Origin of the sequence: Methylocaldum marinum (assembly GCF_003584645.1) — a bacterium.
GTDB lineage: Bacteria > Pseudomonadota > Gammaproteobacteria > Methylococcales > Methylococcaceae > Methylocaldum > Methylocaldum marinum.
The window spans coordinates 2,210,101-2,227,973 of the sequence record NZ_AP017928.1 but is presented as its reverse complement, the minus strand read 5'-3'; the positions used below and the strand labels follow the sequence as shown (position 1 = coordinate 2,227,973).

The 17,873-nt window shown below is 60.2% G+C and carries 17 protein-coding genes; 3 read left to right on the top strand and 14 right to left on the bottom strand.

The features are described 5' to 3' along the window. Window positions 1-10: 10 nt before the first annotated feature. The 3 genes from sS8_RS09570 to sS8_RS09560 all read right to left on the bottom strand — a co-directional run bounded on the left by sS8_RS09570 (window position 11) and on the right by sS8_RS09560 (window position 2,264). Entirely contained in the window at window positions 11-868 is an 858-nt protein-coding gene (locus sS8_RS09570) for an N-acetylmuramidase domain-containing protein (protein ID WP_119632689.1), read from the bottom strand. 205 nt (window positions 869-1,073) lie between these two features. Beyond that, window positions 1,074-1,478, bottom strand: coding sequence for a transposase (locus sS8_RS09565; protein ID WP_119629453.1), 405 nt, complete (start codon window positions 1,476-1,478; stop codon window positions 1,074-1,076). Window positions 1,479-1,592: 114 nt separating this feature from the next. Then, window positions 1,593-2,264, bottom strand: coding sequence for a PEP-CTERM sorting domain-containing protein (locus tag sS8_RS09560; protein WP_119629452.1), 672 nt, complete (start codon window positions 2,262-2,264; stop codon window positions 1,593-1,595). 365 nt (window positions 2,265-2,629) lie between these two features. On the opposite strand from sS8_RS09560, the gene sS8_RS09555 reads away from it, so the two are divergent. Together sS8_RS09555 and sS8_RS09550 are read left to right on the top strand one after the other, a co-directional pair. Further along, on the top strand, window positions 2,630-2,983 hold the full coding sequence (locus tag sS8_RS09555) for a hypothetical protein (protein ID WP_119629451.1): 354 nt from the start codon (window positions 2,630-2,632) through the stop codon (window positions 2,981-2,983). A 133-nt stretch (window positions 2,984-3,116) separates the two neighbouring features. Further along, window positions 3,117-3,743 carry a DUF4136 domain-containing protein gene (locus sS8_RS09550; RefSeq protein ID WP_145986477.1) on the top strand — a complete coding sequence of 209 codons (627 nt, stop codon included), beginning with the start codon at window positions 3,117-3,119 and terminating at the stop codon, window positions 3,741-3,743. Window positions 3,744-3,874: 131 nt separating this feature from the next. Here the strand turns inward: sS8_RS09550 and sS8_RS09545 are convergent, their stop codons facing one another. From sS8_RS09545 to sS8_RS09520, 6 genes are all read right to left on the bottom strand, one after another. After that, window positions 3,875-4,687, bottom strand: a complete 813-nt coding sequence (locus sS8_RS09545; RefSeq protein WP_119629449.1) for a substrate-binding domain-containing protein — start codon at window positions 4,685-4,687, stop codon at window positions 3,875-3,877. Beyond that, a complete protein-coding gene (locus tag sS8_RS09540) occupies window positions 4,684-6,474 on the bottom strand; it encodes a methanol/ethanol family PQQ-dependent dehydrogenase (RefSeq protein WP_119632688.1) in 1,791 nt (596 codons plus the stop codon). The genes sS8_RS09545 and sS8_RS09540 overlap by 4 nt, the downstream gene beginning before the upstream one ends. Window positions 6,475-6,625: 151 nt before the next feature. After that, window positions 6,626-6,982 carry a c-type cytochrome gene (locus sS8_RS09535; protein WP_119629448.1) on the bottom strand — a complete coding sequence of 119 codons (357 nt, stop codon included), beginning with the start codon at window positions 6,980-6,982 and terminating at the stop codon, window positions 6,626-6,628. Then, a complete protein-coding gene (locus sS8_RS09530) occupies window positions 6,979-7,494 on the bottom strand; it encodes a c-type cytochrome (protein WP_197716725.1) in 516 nt (171 codons plus the stop codon). The genes sS8_RS09535 and sS8_RS09530 overlap by 4 nt, the downstream gene beginning before the upstream one ends. Before the next feature lie 86 nt (window positions 7,495-7,580). Continuing rightward, on the bottom strand, window positions 7,581-8,594 hold the full coding sequence (locus tag sS8_RS09525) for a mechanosensitive ion channel family protein (protein ID WP_119632687.1): 1,014 nt from the start codon (window positions 8,592-8,594) through the stop codon (window positions 7,581-7,583). 146 nt (window positions 8,595-8,740) lie between these two features. Then, entirely contained in the window at window positions 8,741-9,268 is a 528-nt protein-coding gene (locus sS8_RS09520) for a DUF421 domain-containing protein (RefSeq protein ID WP_119629446.1), read from the bottom strand. Window positions 9,269-9,914: 646 nt separating this feature from the next. Between sS8_RS09520 and sS8_RS09515 the strand changes: the two genes are divergently transcribed. Further along, on the top strand, window positions 9,915-11,519 hold the full coding sequence (locus sS8_RS09515; protein WP_170161021.1) for an FAD-binding oxidoreductase: 1,605 nt from the start codon (window positions 9,915-9,917) through the stop codon (window positions 11,517-11,519). Window positions 11,520-11,653: 134 nt separating this feature from the next. Here the strand turns inward: sS8_RS09515 and hpnR are convergent, their stop codons facing one another. The 5 genes from hpnR to sS8_RS09490 all read right to left on the bottom strand — a co-directional run bounded on the left by hpnR (window position 11,654) and on the right by sS8_RS09490 (window position 17,873). After that, the gene (gene hpnR / locus sS8_RS09510) at window positions 11,654-13,207 is read right to left on the bottom strand and encodes a hopanoid C-3 methylase HpnR (RefSeq protein WP_119629444.1); all 1,554 of its coding nucleotides are present in this window, start codon (window positions 13,205-13,207) and stop codon (window positions 11,654-11,656) included. Between the two features lie 568 nt (window positions 13,208-13,775). Then, window positions 13,776-15,137 carry an alpha/beta hydrolase family protein gene (locus sS8_RS09505; RefSeq protein ID WP_145986476.1) on the bottom strand — a complete coding sequence of 454 codons (1,362 nt, stop codon included), beginning with the start codon at window positions 15,135-15,137 and terminating at the stop codon, window positions 13,776-13,778. A gap of 20 nt (window positions 15,138-15,157) precedes the next feature. Next, window positions 15,158-15,670, bottom strand: a complete 513-nt coding sequence (locus sS8_RS09500) for a hydrogenase maturation protease (RefSeq protein WP_119629442.1) — start codon at window positions 15,668-15,670, stop codon at window positions 15,158-15,160. After that, the gene (locus sS8_RS09495) at window positions 15,667-16,962 is read right to left on the bottom strand and encodes a Ni/Fe hydrogenase subunit alpha (protein WP_119629441.1); all 1,296 of its coding nucleotides are present in this window, start codon (window positions 16,960-16,962) and stop codon (window positions 15,667-15,669) included. Before sS8_RS09495 ends, sS8_RS09500 begins: the two co-directional genes overlap by 4 nt. Continuing rightward, the gene (locus sS8_RS09490) at window positions 16,959-17,873 is read right to left on the bottom strand and encodes an NADH-quinone oxidoreductase subunit B family protein (RefSeq protein WP_119629440.1); all 915 of its coding nucleotides are present in this window, start codon (window positions 17,871-17,873) and stop codon (window positions 16,959-16,961) included. Before sS8_RS09490 ends, sS8_RS09495 begins: the two co-directional genes overlap by 4 nt.

Genomic DNA, 17,873 nt, shown 5'->3' with positions numbered 1-17,873 from the left:
TTTAAAAATCCTATTTTTTAATATTATACTTTTTATAGGCCACCTCAAGCTTGGTATCATATTTGTTTTCTGCATATTTAGATCCGTTATATGCACGAGCGAAACTCTTCCAGTCTTTGGATTTAAGGTATGCAACTAATCCTGTCCTACTGATATAGGTGACAAAAGCCAAAAGTTGCTTGCCTTCCGATTCGAACATGGCTTGGATATAATCTTCAACTGACGAGAAACCGGAGGCTGAGTAATTAAATCCCATTATCTGAAAGAGTCCCCAAGAAGTTGATTCAAGAGCAGCTTGCCGATTTATAGTCATCGCTTTCTCTAGGCGGCGATACTCTGCTTCCCCACCCACGTATAGAGCCTTGTTCCATTTTAATGAAGAAATATCTGGATATCCTTTATCGAAAAGATGGAAAGTTTTTTTGGAAAAAATGTGAGCTTCAAAAAGTATTTTAGGTTTACCACATGGAAAAAATCCACCACCTTTAGATTCCACATCAGTAACGGCACGTATGCAGGCTTCCTCGCAACCCAACTTTTTAGCTGCCATATCGAAATCACCAGCCGTAAGTTTACTCCCATTATTTGAAGCAGGAAGTGCGATTGAATATGTCTCACAATATGGTTTCTGATACTTTAATTCCAAAGCTGTAAAGGTTGGTCCAGTTGGGCTAATACGTCCATCTGGCTTTATACCCAGATAGAGTCTTTGGAAGTAGTCAATGGCGGCAATGGTGTTTTGGTTTAATTTTCCATTTTCTTCCAATTTGATACTACAAATAGCGCTGTTCAACATTTGTTGAATTAACTTGACATCTTCTGATCTGTTTATACATCCACGCCCGACTGATTTTTGAATTTTATCCATATTACATTCCATTAATTTTCAGTTATTGCTTTCAATGCTCTGATTATTGTCACGGCAGTTAAATAGAGTTATGCGGTCGCTGCCGTATAGGTTATTGTCCCTGCGGTTAAATCAGAATCATCCGGTCGCTGCCGCATAGGTTACAGCGTTTTCAACTTCAAAAAAATACACTAACAAAACAAAATGATTATTAAAAATCAATAACTTATAGAATTTTACCTGTATTTTCATGGCCATAAAAACGCTGTATCTTGGGCTGTTTGAAATAGCGCCGGATGCGGTCGGGGCGTTTCTGCAACCGGTACAGATGGGAGCGCGCTTTCCGTTTCAGCTCCGCCTTCGTTTTCGCCGGCAGTCCGCCGTGTAGAACGCCTTTCAAGTCGCTGTTCAACAGCTCATCCGGATTCAACTCGGGCGAATAGGCGGGCAAGTCAAAGACCTCGATCCGCTCACGCCGAGCCTCCAACCCGGCCCGCACCGCTTGGCTCCGGTGTGCCTTCAGGTTATCCAGGATCAAGAAAATCTTTTTCGGCTGGCCCTGAATCAAGCGGCTCATGAACTCGATCAAGACCTTCGCCGTCAACGTCTGCTCGTAAATCATAAACCGCATCACCCCTTATTCGTGATGCTGGACATCAGGTTCAAGCGGCACTTCTTCGCCGGCTTTCGCACCACCGGCGCCTGTCCCGGTGAGGCGTAGCCCCGCTCGCGCTGGCTATCCTGTTCAATCCCTGTTATTTCTACGCCGGTTGAAGCCGAATCCGGCCAATCCCAGGGTCAGCAAGGCGAGAGACGACGGCTCCGGAACCGCCGAGGTTGCAATCGCATCGATCTCCTGCAGGCGAACGCCGTCGTAAATCCATCGGGATACCCCTTGGTTCACCTCGTATTTCCATATGCTCGATGTGATCGGGCCGTTGAAAAGAAAGGTCAATTCGATTTCGTTTGGCGAAGGGTTGGCATCGCCGACAACGCCGGTCGTATAGTTCGGGTTGATGATCAGGTTGACCAGTTCCTCGAATACGCCGTCGTCATCCGAGTCCGCATAAAATCGAAATGCGCTCATCGAACGCTGATATCCCAATGCCGCACCATCGCTCCCCGCATATAGCCGGATACCGTCCAAAGTAACCGCGCTGCCGGTGGAGAACGTGACGGAGCCCACATCGCCGGCGTAAGTGTCTTGAAAGAACGTGACGTTGCCCGGATCCGCCTTGGAACCGTCGAATGATCTTGCGGCCGAAATCGGACTGACGTTCGTCGTCGATAGGATCGTCGCTCCCTCGAACGCATCCGCTGATGAAATCGGCACCGCATTCGCTACCAGCGAGCCCAGGGCCAGCGACCCCAAGGTCCCAATTTTCAGAACGCTACTGAAAAAACCTGCTTTCGACATTGTATCTTCCTTTTGTAATGGCTATGGCTCAGGGAGCGTTTCGTGCTCCGTGAGTGTTTAAGAAAGCGGGTGAGAAAAGGCTGGAACTACATATCACAGTATGTCCCAGTATCGGCGCTCACTCCGGCAGCCGCATATGATCGGGTTCCACATATCGTGCAAACGTTATGTGCATAGTGCGACCGCAAAGATGCCGTTGCTGACGCCCTTCGCCGTTATCAACCCGGTCTACAAGTATAGACCGAATGTATGAACACGCTTACACGAAACGATCTCGTGGCTATGCTTATATCGATCAAGACAAATGAAAACAACGCCGAAAAAACTCCATCGCCTTTACGGGCTGTTCAAAGGAGAAGTCAAAAATGCCGTCCGGAAACGTGTCCGACTACCGACAAATTGCCCTAGAGTTCGCTGAAGCGCTGGCAGCGCGCGAATACCCGAGAGCTTATGAAATGACATCGCAAGGATTCCGGCAGAAGAAGTCGGTGTCTCAGCTTCAGGCTGGATTCGAAGCGATAGTCCCGAGTGACTGGGGCGATATAAGCTCGATAAGCGTAGACCAGACCATGACGAGCTGGCCCGGAAAACAAGCTTCCGATCTTGGTTGGGCCTACGTGAGCATCGGGGGCAGCGTGTATAGCGAGGCCGTTACCGTAGTTGTCGCACTGGAGAACGGGGAGGCCAAGATCCATGAAGTCGAATTCGGCCGGCCATGAATGCCGGCGGTCCGCGCAGATGACTTGAAATGATGCTGAACCGGGTTTTGAATCTCACCGAGCCGAATGCGGCCCGTTTCGGTGCCGGCCGCGATTCGGCTTCAAGGATTTCAAGGAATTAAGGAGTACAGGGATGGTCGAAATAGGAACGAGACCGGCAAGAAATCGTCTGAATCCAAGGCTAGGTTTGAGTCTGCTGTGGCTTGTAGCGGCGCTGGTGGCCGCCTGCGCGACGACACACCTCAAGGATTCCTGGAAGGACCCGCGGTTTAGCGGTGCACCGTTTCGCAAGGTCCTGGTCATCGGGGTCAGCCGCAGCGATGCGAACCGACGCCTGTTCGAGGACGGTTTCGTACAGGCGCTGCGCGTATCCGGAACCGAAGCCTCGGCGAGTTATTCGCTGTTGCCGGAAGAAGGCCCGCTGCCGAAAGAGAGAATCAAGCAGGCGGTTGCAAAAACCGGCGCCGATTCGGTGTTGGTCACCCGGGTTCTCCGGGTGCAACGCAAGGTGGACGTCAGCCCCGGCTACGTCGGACCCGGTCCGGGATTTTACGGCTGGTACGGGGCGACCTGGGCGGCCGCGCCGGAAATCCACGCGTATGATGTTATGACCATCGAGTCGACGCTCTGGGACATCAAGCGCGAACAAGCGGTGTGGTCGGGAATCAGCGAGTCGATCGACCCGAAGGATGTCACCAAAGTGACGCGGGAGTTGGCTGAAGCGCTGATCGCCAAGATGAAGGAGGACAAGGTATTGTGACCGACGCCGAAGGGGTTCCCTCTCGAATCGAGGACACCGGTCCCTTGTTGGCCAGGCAGCGCATGGAAATCTGCGACGACGAGTTCCGTAACGAGAAGAACTCCAATCGATTTCAGTCTTCGACACGGCGGCTACTGCGGTTCGACGAGCGGCACGCCGTATTGCTTCAATAACCTGTCGATCTGGCCGCGCTTCCGTGCCAGCGCCTCGTCGAGCGCGGCCCGCAGCGGTTCGTCGCCTTTCCGCACGCCCATCGCGATGGAAAATTCGAAGGGCTGCGCTCGCGCTTCGTCGGGCGTCGGCAGCGGGACGACGGCCAGCTTGACCGGCTGGCGCTTGGCGAAGTAACCGGCCAAGGGTCCCCAGGCGATGGCGACATCGATGTCGCCTCGGGCGACCGCCTCGATCAGGCGTGCCGGCGGATTGGGTTTCCGGTAGTCGCCGTAAATGCTGTAGCCGACCACGTTCCGGATGATGCCGCGCCGGGCCAGGGCTTCGGCCGGGGGCGGGTTGCTGTAGTCGTCGCCGATGAAGTGCAGACCGATCCTGAGCGTCCGAAGTCGCGGATCGTCGAGCGAACGCGGCGCGTAGCCGGCGTTCTTGCGGTATACCAGGGCGTAGCTGGAGCGGTAGTACGGTCGGGTCGTCAGGGTCATTTCGAATCCGCTAGGCACGCCCATGACCAGGTCGCAGCGCCCGGCGATCAGCGTGTTCCGAAAGAAGCCACGGCGCTGGGCCCACCAGGTGTACTCCAGCTTGCGGCCGAGCTCGCGGGCCATGATCTCCGCCAGGCGATTTTCGAAGCCTTCGCCATGCCGGTTGGAGAAGGGCAGGTTGTTGGGATCGGCGCAAACCCTCAGGACTTTCGTCCCTTCAGCGGCATAGGCGCTCGCGGCGATGCTCAGCGACAAACACAATGCGATCCGGCGCAAACCTCCGATCATGGCTGTTCCTCCGGCAGCGCGAAGACGTACAAGGTGCCGCCTTCGCCGGTGACCTTGGGCAAGTCCCGCATCGCCCCGACGAAGCCCAGTGCGCCGTACGGGATCTCGGGGTCCAAGTGTCCCGAGACCACCGCCCCGGCCCAGCCGCCGACGCCGGCCAGCACCGCCACATATTGCTTGCCGTCGGGGCCCCGGTAAGTCACGGGCTGGCCGATCACGCCCGAGCCGGTCCGGAACTTCCATAATTCCCGGCCGGTCTTGGCGTCCACCGCCTTGAACCAGCGGTCCATGGTTCCGTAGAACACCACGTCGCCCGCCGTGGCCAGGGCTCCGCTCCAGGCCGGAAACGGCTCTTCGATCGCCCACATTTTCTTGTTCTGCACCGGGTCCCAGGCGGTAAAGAGCCCGCGGTTGCCTCCCGGTCCCGGTTTCATCGCGACTTCGGCTCCGACATAGGGCGTGCCGGCGATATAGCCCACTTCCATGGTTTTCATGTCGAAACAGAGGTTGTTGTGGGGCACGTAAAGAAAGCCCGTGCGCGGCGAATAAGCCATGGGCTGCCAGTCCTTGCCGCCCGGCGGGGCGGGGCAGATATCTTTCACGAACTTGCCGAGTTGCGGTTCCTTTCCGGTCGCCAGATCCGGGATGCCGGTCTTCAGGTCGACACCCTTGACCGTGTTGGTATGGACGAACGGCTCGGCGGAAATGATTTCGCCGGTCAGACGGTCCATCACATACAGGTAGCCGTTGCGGTCGGCATGGACCAGAACCTTGCGGTCCTGGCCGCCGATATTCAGGTCGAGCAGCACGTTCTCGTTGATGCCGTCGTAGTCATAAAGATCGTGCGGATTCCACTGGTAGGCCCAGCGCGCCATGCCGGTGTCGGGATCGCGGGCGAACACAGAAGATGTCCATTTGTTGTCGCCGGGGCGCTGCACGGCGTTCCAAGGGCCGGCGTTGGAGGTGCCGTAATAGATCAGATCGGCTTCCGGGTCGTAGGAAATCCAGCCCCAGACCGTTCCGCCGCCGATTTGCCAGGCCGTCTCGGAGGGCCAGGTGGTCGCCCCCAGGTTCTCGCCGGTTACGTAAGGCGGCTTGAAATCCGGTCCGATCAACACGTCCTTATCCGGCCCCGTGCTGTACGCCCGCCAGAGGATCCGGCCGTTACGGGTATCGAGCGCGGTGATCCAGCCGCGCACGCCCATCTCGCCGCCGCTGTTGCCGACCAAAACCTTGTTCTTCACCACGATGGGGGCCATGGTCATGGTTTCGCCCATGGCGATTTCGCCCAGCTTGGTTTTCCACGCTTCCTTGCCCGTGGCCGCATCGACCGCCACGGTATGATTGTCCAGCGTGTTGAAGAAGATTTTTCCCTCGGCGTAGGCCGCCCCGCGGTTCACGACGTCGCAGCAGGCCACGCCCCGCGCGGCGCGGCTGGGGTTCGGCTTGTACACCCATTTGATCGCGCCGGCCTGATTCAAGTCCAAGGCGTAGAGAAGATTGGGCCAGGGGGTGACGAGGTACATCGTATCCTTCACGACCAACGGCGCCGCCTCGTGGCCGTTGAGCACCCCGGTCGAAAACACCCAGGCGACGCGGAGCTGTTTGACGTTGCCGGCGTTGATCTGATCCAGGCCGCTGAAGCGGGTGTTGGCGTAATTCTTGGCGGCCATCACCCATTGGCCGTCGTCTTGAGAAAGGCGGACGACCTCGTCCGAAGCCGGGACATTCGCCAGCCATCCCGAACAGGCGGCAGAAATCAGCAAACACAGCATCGATCGGATCATCCGGTCTCTCCTCCAGCTGTAGGTCAACCATCCTTTGCCGGAAAACCGGCGCTGTGTCGGGGAAGGATTCCCGACCTACCTCGGTGCATCATCAAACGTAGGTCGGCAATCCTTTGCCGACGAATGGGTATTCGGTCGTACTTCCACCGCTTCAGCGCAGGGTTTGAAGGTAGGCAAGCACCGCCTGCAATTCCGGACCGGTGAGGTCCATGGTCGGCATGAAGCAGCCCGGCTTGTGGGTCTGCGCGTCCGCGATCCAGCCCCCGAGATTGCCCACCGTATTCGGGAGCAACCCCGCGCCGATGTAGCGCCGGCTCATCAGATGGGTCAGGTCGGGACCCAAAATGCCATAGGCATCGGTTCCGCGGACGGCATGACAGACGCCGCAACGCTCGATAAACACCTGGTAACCCTCACGTTCGAGCTGCGCCACGGAAGGCGCTGCGCCGGCATCGCCGGCCAGGCAGATCGCGAGCGCGAGGAGGTGCTTGAGTACCGTCGCCTTCATCGTTGGGAGCCGCGTCCACGACCCGAACCGGGATGGGCCGGCTTTTCCGTCGAGCCGGCGTCCGCTGCGGGCGCTCCGCCGAGCGTTCGGATATAGGTCACCAGTTGCCAAATGGACTGCGGCGGCAAGGCCCGGCTCCAGGCCGGCATGCCGTTGGGACGGCCTTGCGCGATGCTGAGATAGATCTCAGCGGGTTCTCCACCATAGATCCAGTCGCGATCGCTCAAAGGCGGACCCATGCCGCCTCCGCCCAAGGGAGCATGGCAACCGCTGCAATTCAGGCTGTCGAACAGCTTTCTGCCCTGCACGACGGCGCCTGCATCGTTTGCGTATGGATTCTCGATTGGCGGTTCGCGCCGCGGGACGATCGGATTGCCGGAGACGGGCACTTCCAGCAATTGCGCGGCTCCGGGGCGATGCAGCGGTCTCGCGCCCCACTCCTGGCCGAATGCGGGAAGTACCGCCGACGATGCCGCTGCCGCGGCCGAGCTCAACAATGCAAGGCGCTTCATGCTTCCCATCCAAAGCGGCCGATAAACGATTGAGGCGGGCTACGCCTCAAATTAGACGAAAACGACGCGTCTGTCGTTAGCGGAGATTACGTATGATCGGACGCGCCGGCAGGCTGAATTCGCGACTCTTTCTCGATCCGAAGCGGCGGAACTCCCACGATCTCGAAGGTTGCCGAGGCAAGTTCGATGCCGGCCTGTTCGAAGCCCTGGAGGATGTCCCGGCTCAGGGCGTTCTTGGCTTCGCGAATGCCGCGGTCGCGAACGATGAAGCGCACGGTGAGTTCCAGCCAGTTGTCGGTCAGGCGGTAATAGACCCTTGGCCCGATCTCGGTCGGTTTCAGGAAATAGCGCCGCTGCATCTCTTCCAAGGCCTCCTGCCCCAGCATATTGGTCGTGATCGTATGGCGCAGGGCAGCCTCCATGACGATTCGCTCGGCGCGTTCGCGGTCGGCCCGGTAGGGAATGGGGAGGCTCAGTTCTTCCCAAATATAGGGGAAGTCGCGGGTGTAGTTGTAGACCGGCTCGTCGAAAATCCTGGCGTTGCTGACCGTAACCAGACGGCCGGTATATTCCCGGCTTCGTACCCACATGGCCGGATCGGCGGCTTGCACCGAGGGCGGCTGGCCCATTTCCATGATCGTCGTCTGCATGAAGCCCAAGGCTACCACATCGCCGCGCACGCCGCCCATGACGATGCGGTCGCCCACGTGGAACGTCTTGCCCCGCAGGATCACGAAATAGCCCGCTGCCGCGGTGACCACCCGCTGCAGGGCGAAGGCGAGACCTGCCGTCACGAGGCCTAAAGCGGTTGCGAGCCGGGCCGGGTCGTTGAACCAGATGGAGGCGAGTCCCAACAGCAACAGAAAGGCGGTAATGAGCTGGATCGTTTGGCGCGCCCAGAACTCGGTCTGCTCGTCGGGGCGGCGGCGGAAGAGGAATTTCGAGCCCTGCCGGATCGCCCACCGCAACAGGAAGATCATGGCGATCAGGAGAACGGTCATCAGGAGCTTTTTGCCGTTCTCGGCATTGATGCCGACCAGCCGGATTCCGAAGATTTCCACGGCCCGGCTTGGACCTACCAGGCGAATTATTTCGTCCATTTTGCCTGCTTTCCGTTGGCCTTTATGGTTATCGAGCAACGCCGCGTGCATTTATCCATGCCGCCCGGCCCGGCAAGGCTCGGCAGGACGACGCGGATACCATCGGCTCAAATCCCGCCTGGCGGCGATGCGCCGGGAAATTCGGGCTAGCTCGAGGTGTCGCCTTCGCTGCCGCTGACCCCCGTCAGGGTCGATATCCCGCCGGCGTCGATATTTTGCAGGACGCTGAAGCTGCCGTCGGTTTCCAGGACCACGGCGCCCACCTGCTCGGTAGAGGCAATTCCCTGGGTACGCAGAGCCTGCAGGATTTCTCCCTCGGTGATGCGTTCCGCCTTAAGCGCAGCGGACAGGAATCGGCCCCGGTGGAACACCAGCTGCGGTTCCGCTTTGACCAGCCGGCTTACTTTGCGCGAGCGGGCCGACAGCCAGGTCACGGCCCACTGGAGAAAGATGAGCAGGGCAAATGCGAGTACCCCGTCGGCCAGAGTTACGTTCTTGGACAACAACACGGTCGCCAGGGTCGAACCCAGCGCGACCGTTACCACCAGGTCGAACGCGTTGAGCTTGGTCAGAGTGCGTTTGCCGGAAATCCGTAATAGCAGTACCAGCAGAACGTAGGCGCATAAACCGACGACACCGGTTCTCACCAGGCTCATCCAACTATCGAAAAACATCGCGCCTCCTTGCCGTTCCCAACGCGTTGCCCACCGTCCTCCTCGCCGGCAGTTTGACAATTTGCATTGCCGAAAGGGAGGGCGTTCCTCTATGCCTTACGGAAGTGACTCGGGCAGCGACGGATTGTTCCCGGTAGTCTGCCGAATGGTGTCTTCGCGCGCGAAAGGTTTAGAATCGAGCCGGCCGAAAGGAAATCGCGTCGAACGCCTTGCCCGGGAATCCGCGGCTGCGGGGTGCGCTTTGCGCCGGCCTTGCTTCGGTTCGCTTTAGAACCGTCGTGGGGAGGCCCTAAAGGAAGCTCTGATTAAGTCTCCAATTGGGAGACGCGACCTGTGCAACTGATTGATCCAACAGGCCCTCACCCAGCGGGAGAGGGCTTATTCAGAGCTTCCTGAAGGGAGAACTCCAGGGATGGAGTTCGCGACGGTGGCCTGCAGTCCGGATGACCAAAGGGAATGGCGCGGTTTCGGGCCACGAGTCGCGGCGCTCGCCGTCGCGGCGATGACGAAGGAGTCCCGGTACCACCGGGTAAATACCGGTCAACCGAGCCCACGTTCGGGTTTTTGTGACCGGGAGCGGCAAGGAAAGCCGCTGCGAGGATTTCTGTCAACAGATCACTGCACGTCTATCAGACATGGAGGTCCGATGGTGCATTCCATTCTAAACGCTATGCCGGCGGAGGCCCTGGCCGTAGCCATTCGTAGACGGATCCGCGGCGAAGTGCGGATCGATCGGCACAGCCGGGAGCTTTGTGCCGCGGATCCGGTCCCTTATCGGCAGGAGCCGATGGGTGTGGTCATTCCGCGGAATATCAGCGACGTGGTCGAGGCCGTGGCGGTCTGCCGCAAGCACGATGCGCCCATTATGCCGCATCCGGGAGGACCGGCCTGGACGGGACACTGCTGCGAATCCGGCGTGATCATCGATATGTCCCAATTTCTCCGCGGTATTCATTCCATAGACCCGGACCGGGAGCGGGCCTTGGTGGAGCCGGGCTGTAGTCCGGATGTTCTTCGGAGCCGGGCCGAGGCGTACGGTTTGACTTTCGGCTCGGGCCTGTCGGGATACGATCAGGGCACGCTGGGCGGGATGATCGACAACGGCGCACGCGGGGGGCACGCGTTCATGGCCGGATGCACCGCCGAGAACGTGCATAGCCTGGATATCCTCACATACGACGGCTTACGCATGACCGTCGGTCCGACCTCCGAAAAGGATTTGGAACTCATCATCGGCGGCGGCGGCCGGCGCGGGGAAATCTATGCGGCCCTCAAAGCCCTGCGCGACAAATACGCCGATACCATACGCGCCCGGATTCCCAAGGTTCCCCGGCGGGTTTCCGGCTATGCGATCGATCAGCTGCTGCCCGAAAACGGCTTCAACGTCGCTCGCGCGCTGGTCGGTAGCGGCGGGACCTGTGCCATCGTTCTGCACGCGGAACTACGCCTAGTGCCGAGCCCACCCGTGCGCACACTGCTGGTACTGGGTTATCCGGACATTTTCCGGGCTGCCGACCACATTGCCGAAGTCACGGCGTTCAAACCCATCGGCCTCGAAGGCATCGACGACTCGCTCGTCAGGTCCATGAAGGCCGAACAAATGCGCTCGGAGGAATTGCAACTGGCGCCGGCGGGGCGCGGTTGGCTGATCCTGGAGTTCGGAGGCGAAACGCGGGAAGAAACCGCCGGCAGAGCGCGCCAACTCATGGACGAACTGCGCTGCAAACCAGGGGTTCCGTCCATGAAGCTGCTGGACGATCCCAGCGACGAAGCCCTGATTCGAAAGTTCCGGGAGGCCGGACTCGCGGCGACCACCCATGGGGCGGGATTGCGGATGGCCCGGCCGATCCGGGAGGATGCGGCCGTGCATCCTCAGGATGTCGGTCCGTATTTGAGGGAATACCGGGCGTTGCTCGATAAATACGGCTATGGCTGTTCTTTGTACGGCCATTTCGGCGAGGGCTGTATCCACTATCGGATCGACTGCATCGCGCGCGAACGCATCCGGCGTTGGAGGGCGTTCGTCGACGAAAAGACGGATCTTGTCGTACGTTACAACGGTTCACTGTCCACCGAACAGGCCGACGAACCGGCACAAGCGGACCTTTTGCCCAAATTGTACGGCGACGCGTTGGTTCAAGCATTCTGCGAATTCAAGGCGATCTGGGACCCGCGCAACCGGTTGAACCCGGGCCGGGTGATGGATTCGTTCTCGTATGCGAGACCATTGCATCTGAGACGGGCGATGTGACCTCTAATGCGGGCTCCGGTTTTGCGGATGCTCGCCGTTGGCCGATCTCTTCTGCCATGGCTATGGCGACTGCAAGAGCATTTTTCGGTCTGGTGTAGAAAGGTTCGTCGGCAAAGGATTGCCGACGAACCGCATCAGGACTCGGCTAAGGCGCCCGTCCGGCTCTCGTCGACGAAGCGCTCGGTCGCTTCGTCCAGCGCGCGCGGCTTGCGTTCGCGGATCTCGTGCACGTAAAGGGTTTGCGGCTTGAATTTCTGCTCGCTGCGCTCGGGCGGCAGGGACATCTCGTATTTGACCGGACGCCGGTGGTCCGCCAGTTGCAGTTCCGGGTTGAAGACGCTGTTGAATTTCCACAGGCTCTTCAGGAAGTTGGTCTGGCCCCGCAGCAGACGGCGGAAGACGATGCCGGCCGCGCCTTTGAGGGATTCCCAGCCCATGTGTTTCAGATTGAGCACCTGCTGGGTTTTCACCAGTTCCGCGTAGAACTCGGGCAGCGGCAGCCGGGTGGGCAGAACGGCGTGCTGAATGTCGAACAAACGGTAGTCGCGGGTGGTCAGCTTTCGGGATTCGGTGTGCCAGGTTTCGGTGCCGGGGTAGGGCGTGTTGACGCTGATGTTGACGATCTCGGGGATCTCCAGACACCACTGGCGGATGGTTTCGAAGCGGTCCCGGTCCCAGTCGGGGTCGGCGATGATGTTGATGGCGACGGTGATCCCCAGGGAGCGGGCGAATTCCAGCGCCTCAAAGTTCTTGGACAGGCTCACCCTTTTTCGATAAAGAGCGAGACCGGCCTCGTCGATGGCCTCGACGCCGAGAAACATGTACTCCATGCCCAATGTTTTCCAGAACCGGAACACGTCCTTGTTGCGGAGCAGCACGTCGCCCCGGGTCTCGAGGTAATACTCCTTCTTGATTCCGCGGCGGGCGACGGCTTCGCCGATTTCGAAGCCGTGCTTGTCCTGGATGAAAGCCACGTCGTCGACGATGAAGACGCCGGGTTCCCGGACGCGGCTCAGGTCCTCGACGATTTTCTCGGGGCTCATGACGCGGTAGCTGCGGCCGTAGAAGGTCCAGGCGCTGCAAAAGGAGCAGTCCCAGGGGCAGCCGCGGGTGAATTCAATCGAGGCGCAGGGATCGAGCGTGCCGAGGAAATATTTTCGGCGATGCCGGACCAGATCCCGCGCCGGGCTGACCTCGTCGAGGTCGGCGACGAAGCCCGGCGGCGGACCTTCGCCGTCGGCGGTGACCGCTCCCGGCACCTTATGCACGGAATCGCGGTCGTGCTCGATCGCCTCCAGGAGCTTCGGAAATCCGGCCTCGCCCTCGCCGCGCAGTACGCAATCGATCTTGCCCTCGCCGTGCTGGAGCAGATCCTTGGCCGTGAACGAGGCGCTGTGCCCGCCGATGCAAACGAAGCTGTCGGGCAGCCGGTCCTTGGCGTCCTTGGCGAGATCGATCACTTCCGGGACGTTGGCCAGATAATTGAGGGCGAAGGCCACGACGTCCGGCCGCCAGGTTTCCAGCATGCGATAGAAGTCCCGATGGGTCTCCACCTGAAGATCGATCAGACGGACCGAGTGCCCCAGGCGGCGTACCGATTCCGCCACCATCTCCAAACCTAAGGGCTCGAGACGGAGAAAGACCTTGGTGTACATCAAAGGGCTGGGATGGACGGCGAGTATTTTCATGAGGGATTTCTCTTTATTGGTTATTAATTATTAGTCGTTGCTTGTCGGATTCGTTCAGGAAAATCCCTGTCCTGTAAACGCCGAAAGGTGTCGGGTCAAAAGGGAGACTATGGCATTTGGGAGTCATGTCAATGGTGACATTCCGTTTTTCCGGTGCGGCGGTCGAAGAGGACAGCGTTCCGCCGTTTCGCATGACATTGGCACGGGCGGCGGTTCCGGGGACTGCGGTGACGATGTAGGTATCCGAACGAGAGGCAAGCGGTCGGCGGGCCTATGCTATGCGGACTAAAGTGTTTTCATACCAACTGTACCGGCGTTCCCGAGTAGGTCGCGAACGCCTTTCCGACGCCGCGGGTTGACCAACCGCTTACGTCGGTACGGGATTACCGGCCTGCGACTGTGCCGCTGTAGGTTGTGAATCCCTTCGCGACATGCTTCCGCTCGGCCCACGGCTTGCGTCTTGATTTCCAGAGCGGTATCTACAACGCTTTGAATCGATCCACCCGAACCGAAGGCGCAACCACTTCCGCCAAGCTTGTATTGCCATACGAGCGAGATGAAAACACTTCTAAGGCGCGGCGGCGGTGGAAGGGCCCTTCGCGGTTCGTCTCTCGTCGGTATGCTGGCCCAGCAGCGGTTTCAGCATCGTCAGTATGTCCCGACGGTTCTGCGTATACCAGAGGTTGCCGAGATGGCCGCCGCGGGGATAGATAATGGCGCGCTCTCCGAAAATCCTTTCGGCGAATGCCAGGTCCACTTCGGACACCAGGAAGTCATCCGCGTTATGCATGAGATAAACCGTCGGATCGCCGCTCAGGGCCGGCGCGACGCTTTTCAGGGAGGACGCTTTGATCAGTTCCTCGAAGCGGAGCTTCCGTTTGCCGGTACGTTCCAGCTGTGGCACTAGGACCCGTTGTAGATAAGCCATGAGGCTATAGGATCTCGCCTCTTCCAGCCGCGCGCTGCGATAATCCGGGGTTATCGGGGCACGGAGAAATCCCATCGACGGGTGGACCAGGGAACTGACGTAGAGCGAGCTTCCCACCGGCTGACGCAAAGTCCATCCGATCAGATAGCGGATTTGTTCGTCACTCAGTTCGAGGCGCCGGTCCCAATCCGCGAAATAAGCGGGATCCTCGATGTCCCGGCCGAGGGCGGCACTGCCGGTGCCGATGGCGTAGGACTGGATGTTCGATCTTTGCTGTTTCGTGTAGCGCCGTTCCAGATCCGCCAACTGCTCTATCGTGCGGATCGCCCCGAGCAGATCGATGGGAGGGTTGATCATCAGCGTGGCGTCGAGGCCGATTTCCTTTCTTTCGGAGTCGAGCTTGCGCACGAAAGCCGCCGTCAATGCGCCGTGGCTCAGACCGATCAGGCCGATTCGGGTGATTTCCGGATGAAACCGCTCGCGCACGGCGTTCAGAGCGGCTTGCATGGCGCGGTACACGTCCTCGCTGTCTTTTTCGGTGAGGCCCGGCAAGGCTGAGCGGCTGGCCGCCAACGCGAAGTTCCAGTGAAACGGGGAGGGCAGCGACAGCACCTGAAATCCATGGTCGGTGAGCAGCTGCGCGAGATAACGGGCGGCGCCCGAATAGGCGGAACCGCCGAATCCCGGCAGGAGAAACACCAGCGGCGCGGGTCCCGGATGCGGCGAATAGCGGACCCGCAGTTTTCCTTTTCCTTCGAGCAGCGGAACATCGTTCCGGCCCGGAATCAGCGTCAGGTCCAAATGCTGGGTTTCCTCCCAGACATAGCGCTGTTCCCGGTCTTTGAGGATGGCGACGGTGGCGGTGGCGAGATAAGGGTTTTTGTAGGGGTAGCGGTACGACGACTCCTCCACCCGTTTGGCGGACGCGATCTGGCAGATGCTCAGCAACAGTACCGCAAAGATTCCGCGCCATCGAGGGAACAGGCTTGTGTGGAATGCCATGTCGGGCCTCCTGTAAGGGTTCAGGCGCTACTCCGCGCAGGCTCGCGAATGCCCCGCGCCGTCCACTCCGCGATTTCGTTCAGCACGGCGAGCGTCAAATGGGGGAGCGCGACCGCCACCGGCGCGCTCAAGTCTTCGGCCGGTCCGAATTCGGCATCGGCCGGAATTTCGACGAGCAATATCACGACTGTGTCCGGCAGATCGTTCAGAGCCCTGCCCATGGCCAGGGTCGCGGAAAGCCCGAAGCCGTGGCTGGAGCAGGGCTCGTTGCCGTCTTCGATTTGCCGCGCCTCGAAGCGCCGGACCGTACCCGGCGCCGAGCCGGATTGCGCGGCATCGATCAGGATCGCGAGATTCGCGCCCCGCATGGCGTCAAGGAGATTGTTGCCGACCGGGTCGCAGATTTGGGTCGACGCGAGTCCCTTGGGCAGCGCGCGGAAGCCGTCCGATCGCATCAGGTTTTCCACCGCTAACCAGCCGGCCCGGTCGTCTCCGAACGGCGAACCCAGCCCCAGAACGCGAACCGGCGTCATTCGCGAATTACCTTCAGTTTCAGGAAATGCGTGGCGCAGGAAATGCACGGATCGTAATTGCGGATGACCTTTTCCCCGTGCAGCCGTAGTTCGTCGTCGGCGCGGTCCAGCCCGAAGGCTTCGATCGAACGGTGCAGGTCCTCGGCGATGCGCGCCTGGTTCTGGCTGGTCGGGGGGACGATGCGGGCCTTGAGGATTTTTCCGCTCTCGCCGACATCGTAGCGGTGCCAGAGCAGTCCGCGCGGCGCCTCGGTGCAGCCGAATCCGCTGCGGGCGCGGCATTCGCCGGAGACGAACGGGATGTCGGGCTCGTAGTTTTCCAGCAGCCGTATGGCTTCCACGATGGCGAAGTGAATCTCGACGGCGCGCGCCAGCATGCTGTGGAACATGTTGCGGGAAGGGAAGGGGATGCCGGTTTTCGCCAGCGTGGAGCGCACCGGTTCCGGCAGCCGGTCCCAATTCAGGTTGAGCCGCGCCAGAGGGCCGACCAGATAAGACCGTCCGTCGAGCAGGGAATAAAGGGCGGTGGAATGGGCTTCCTGGTGCTCCCTGAAGTGATCCTCGTAGCGGTCGACCGGGATGTCGAGACCGGTGTCCGAAACGATGCGGCCGGAATAGAGCGGGTATTCGCTCGGGTGCCGCAGCGCCACGCTGACGAAGTCCTGTTGGTCTTGAGGCACATCGACACTCGCGGTCCAGGCGACCAGGTTTTCCGCATCCGGCAGGGCGGCTCGCAGCCGGTCCAAGAGCCTTATCACCCGGTCCTTGGGCGGCGCGGAATGGAACCCGCCGAGCCGCGCGCCCACCGGATGCACCGAGCGCGCGCCGAACAGCCGGATCAGTTCGTTGCCGAGACTTTGAAGGCGCAGCCCGCGGCGGACCTCGTCCGGATAATCCCGCGCCATTTCCGGAGCGCTGGAGTATCCGAAGAAATCGGGCGCCGCCAGCAGGTGGATGTGCAGGCTATGGCTCTGAATCCATTCGCCGCAGTACATGGCCCGGCGCATGGCTTCTATCCAGGGCGTGGAGCGCCAGCCGAACAGGCTTTCCAGGGCCTGCACCGCGCTCATCTGGTAAGCCACCGGACAGATGCCGCAGATGCGTGCCACCATATCGGGCACCTCGAAGGCGTCGCGGCCCTCCAGGAACTTCTCGAACAGGCGCGGCGGCTCGCCGATGCTGAACTTCAGGTGTTCGATGCGGCCGTCGCGGATATGGAGATCGAGGGCGCCTTCGCCCTCGACCCGCGCCAGGACGGGCACGTTGATCTTGATTTCCCGGCGCTCGTTCATGATTTCTCGTTCGATGAATTGGCGGTCGAAGACCGCGCTTTGTTTCCTTCTCCCTTTGGGAGAAGGTGGCCCGAAGGGCCGGATGAGGGAGAGAGATCAGACGGGTCCGAGGCATCATTTGCTGGCTTCGGGCCCGTCCGATCTCTCCAATGCTTGCCGGCTTCGCGGAAGGCTTCGGCCTCGCTGTTGATGTAGCGGAAGCGGCGGGCGATGCGCTCCGCGGGCATGCCTTTCTGCTCGAACCAGCGGCCCCAGGCGTCGCCGTTGATGTTCTCCGCCGGCCCGTAGCAGCCGTAGCAGTCGCGGCCTATGCCGGGGCACAGCACGCCGCAGCCGGTGCGGGTGACTGGTCCCATGCAGTGCTGCCCCTGGGTCACCATGACGCAGACGATGTTTTTCCGCTTGCATTCCATGCAGATCTTTTCGTTATCGTCCCGCGGCGGGGCGCCGAGTAGCAGCGAACTCACCGTCGCCATGACCTGCCGGGTGTTGACCGGACAGCCCCACAGCTCCAGGTCCACGGGCACGTTGGCGGCGATGGGCGTCGCGGTGTCCAGGTGGTCGATCTTCGAAGGGTCGGAATAGACGTCGGCGAACCAGCGCGCGGCGTCCGCCTGGTTGCGCAGCGCCTGCAGGCAGCCCGAGGTGGCGCAGGCGCCGATGGGCACGAGGAAGCGGGTGTTTTCGCGGATGCGGCGGATGCGCTCCTGCTCTTCGTGGGTGGAGATGCTGCCTTCGATGAAGGCGAGCTCGGCCGGCGCATCGGGGTCGACGATTCCGGCTTCGGCAAAGTGCACCACGTCCGCCAGCTCGAACAGTTCCACCAGTTTTTCGCCGGCATTGAGAAAGGCCAGCTGACAACCATCGCAGGACGAAAATTTATGGACCGCGACGCGAAGCTTTCTGTCCAT

What these genes read in the sequence shown, in the direction of transcription:
- sS8_RS09570 (WP_119632689.1), bottom strand. Translation starts at nt 868, where the DNA reads ATGGATAAAATTCAAAAATCAGTCGGGCGTGGATGTATAAACAGATCA.
- sS8_RS09565 (WP_119629453.1), bottom strand. Translation starts at nt 1,478, where the DNA reads ATGCGGTTTATGATTTACGAGCAGACGTTGACGGCGAAGGTCTTGATC.
- sS8_RS09560 (WP_119629452.1), bottom strand. Translation starts at nt 2,264, where the DNA reads ATGTCGAAAGCAGGTTTTTTCAGTAGCGTTCTGAAAATTGGGACCTTG.
- sS8_RS09555 (WP_119629451.1), top strand. Translation starts at nt 2,630, where the DNA reads ATGCCGTCCGGAAACGTGTCCGACTACCGACAAATTGCCCTAGAGTTC.
- sS8_RS09550 (WP_145986477.1), top strand. Translation starts at nt 3,117, where the DNA reads ATGGTCGAAATAGGAACGAGACCGGCAAGAAATCGTCTGAATCCAAGG.
- sS8_RS09545 (WP_119629449.1), bottom strand. Translation starts at nt 4,687, where the DNA reads ATGATCGGAGGTTTGCGCCGGATCGCATTGTGTTTGTCGCTGAGCATC.
- sS8_RS09540 (WP_119632688.1), bottom strand. Translation starts at nt 6,474, where the DNA reads ATGATCCGATCGATGCTGTGTTTGCTGATTTCTGCCGCCTGTTCGGGA.
- sS8_RS09535 (WP_119629448.1), bottom strand. Translation starts at nt 6,982, where the DNA reads ATGAAGGCGACGGTACTCAAGCACCTCCTCGCGCTCGCGATCTGCCTG.
- sS8_RS09530 (WP_197716725.1), bottom strand. Translation starts at nt 7,494, where the DNA reads ATGAAGCGCCTTGCATTGTTGAGCTCGGCCGCGGCAGCGGCATCGTCG.
- sS8_RS09525 (WP_119632687.1), bottom strand. Translation starts at nt 8,594, where the DNA reads ATGGACGAAATAATTCGCCTGGTAGGTCCAAGCCGGGCCGTGGAAATC.
- sS8_RS09520 (WP_119629446.1), bottom strand. Translation starts at nt 9,268, where the DNA reads ATGTTTTTCGATAGTTGGATGAGCCTGGTGAGAACCGGTGTCGTCGGT.
- sS8_RS09515 (WP_170161021.1), top strand. Translation starts at nt 9,915, where the DNA reads ATGGTGCATTCCATTCTAAACGCTATGCCGGCGGAGGCCCTGGCCGTA.
- hpnR (WP_119629444.1), bottom strand. Translation starts at nt 13,207, where the DNA reads ATGAAAATACTCGCCGTCCATCCCAGCCCTTTGATGTACACCAAGGTC.
- sS8_RS09505 (WP_145986476.1), bottom strand. Translation starts at nt 15,137, where the DNA reads ATGGCATTCCACACAAGCCTGTTCCCTCGATGGCGCGGAATCTTTGCG.
- sS8_RS09500 (WP_119629442.1), bottom strand. Translation starts at nt 15,670, where the DNA reads ATGACGCCGGTTCGCGTTCTGGGGCTGGGTTCGCCGTTCGGAGACGAC.
- sS8_RS09495 (WP_119629441.1), bottom strand. Translation starts at nt 16,962, where the DNA reads ATGAACGAGCGCCGGGAAATCAAGATCAACGTGCCCGTCCTGGCGCGG.
- sS8_RS09490 (WP_119629440.1), bottom strand. Translation starts at nt 17,873, where the DNA reads ATGGACAGAAAGCTTCGCGTCGCGGTCCATAAATTTTCGTCCTGCGAT.